The sequence below is a fragment of the Roseivivax isoporae LMG 25204 genome (assembly GCF_000521865.1).
Lineage (GTDB): Bacteria > Pseudomonadota > Alphaproteobacteria > Rhodobacterales > Rhodobacteraceae > Roseivivax > Roseivivax isoporae.
This window is the reverse complement of record NZ_JAME01000135.1, coordinates 1-841: the sequence shown is the minus strand read 5'-3', so window position 1 is coordinate 841 and position 841 is coordinate 1. Positions and strand designations below refer to the sequence as shown.

The 841-nt window shown below is 73.2% G+C and carries 2 protein-coding genes; one reads left to right on the top strand and one right to left on the bottom strand.

The genetic code is table 11. From position 1 onward, the window contains the following. The coding region (locus tag RISW2_RS22995) for a response regulator transcription factor (protein ID WP_162164363.1) at positions 1–261 on the top strand (261 nt) is incomplete at its 5' end. On the opposite strand, the gene RISW2_RS22990 is transcribed toward RISW2_RS22995, so the two are convergent. Further along, positions 249–644 carry a (R)-mandelonitrile lyase gene (locus RISW2_RS22990; protein WP_043775838.1) on the bottom strand — a complete coding sequence of 132 codons (396 nt, stop codon included), beginning with the start codon at positions 642–644 and terminating at the stop codon, positions 249–251. The genes RISW2_RS22995 and RISW2_RS22990 overlap by 13 nt on opposite strands. Positions 645–841 lie beyond the last annotated feature (197 nt).

Genomic DNA, 841 nt, shown 5'->3' with positions numbered 1-841 from the left:
CGGCGGCGGCGCGGGCCGTCCCGCGCCGCACGGCACCATCCGCATGGACTGACGCTCAAGGAACAGCAGGTGCTGGATCTCCTCGTGTCGGGCGAAAGCAACGCGCGCATCGCCGAGGCGCTGTCACGCTCCGTCCGCACGGTCGAGGCGCATGTCTCGGCGATCCTCGGCAAGCTCTGCGTGCGCAACCGGATGGAACTCGTGGTGCGCATGCAGGGCGATCCCTCGGCCGCCCCGACTGCGCCGGATCAGGCGCCGTAATCCGCGTCCGTCACGGGGTCGAGCCAGTCGACGGTCGTGCCGTCCACGCTTTCCTGGATGGCGATGTGGCTCATGGCGGTGTCGGGCGCCGCGCCGTGCCAGTGCTTCTCGCCCGCGGGGAACCACACGACGTCGCCCTGCCGGATCTCCTCCACCGTGCCGCCCTCGCGGGCGACGCGGCCGCGTCCGAAGGTGACGATCAGCGTCTGCCCGGCCGGGTGGGTGTGCCACGCCGTCCGCGCCCCGGGCTCGAAGGTGACGTGCGCGCCCACCGCGCGCCCGGGCGCCTCGGCCGAGAACAGCGGGTCGATCCGCACGGCACCGGTGAAATAGTCCGCCGGTCCGGCGCCCGAGGGGCGCTCTCCTGCACGGGTGATCTTCATCTCGATCTCCTTTCCCCGCCGCCATGGCGGGTCCGTCCCGTGATACGCGCCCATGGCCTGCCACGTCCACCGGCGCAGGGGGCCGCGGGGCGTCGATGCCCTGTTGCCGCCCGCCGCCGACGCGGGCAGCCTCGGCCCCGGGGCAGAGGGCCCCGCCGGCCGAAGGAGACGTCCATGGATTTCACGCTTTCCCCCGA

What these genes read in the sequence shown, in the direction of transcription:
- RISW2_RS22990 (WP_043775838.1), bottom strand. Translation starts at nt 644, where the DNA reads ATGAAGATCACCCGTGCAGGAGAGCGCCCCTCGGGCGCCGGACCGGCG.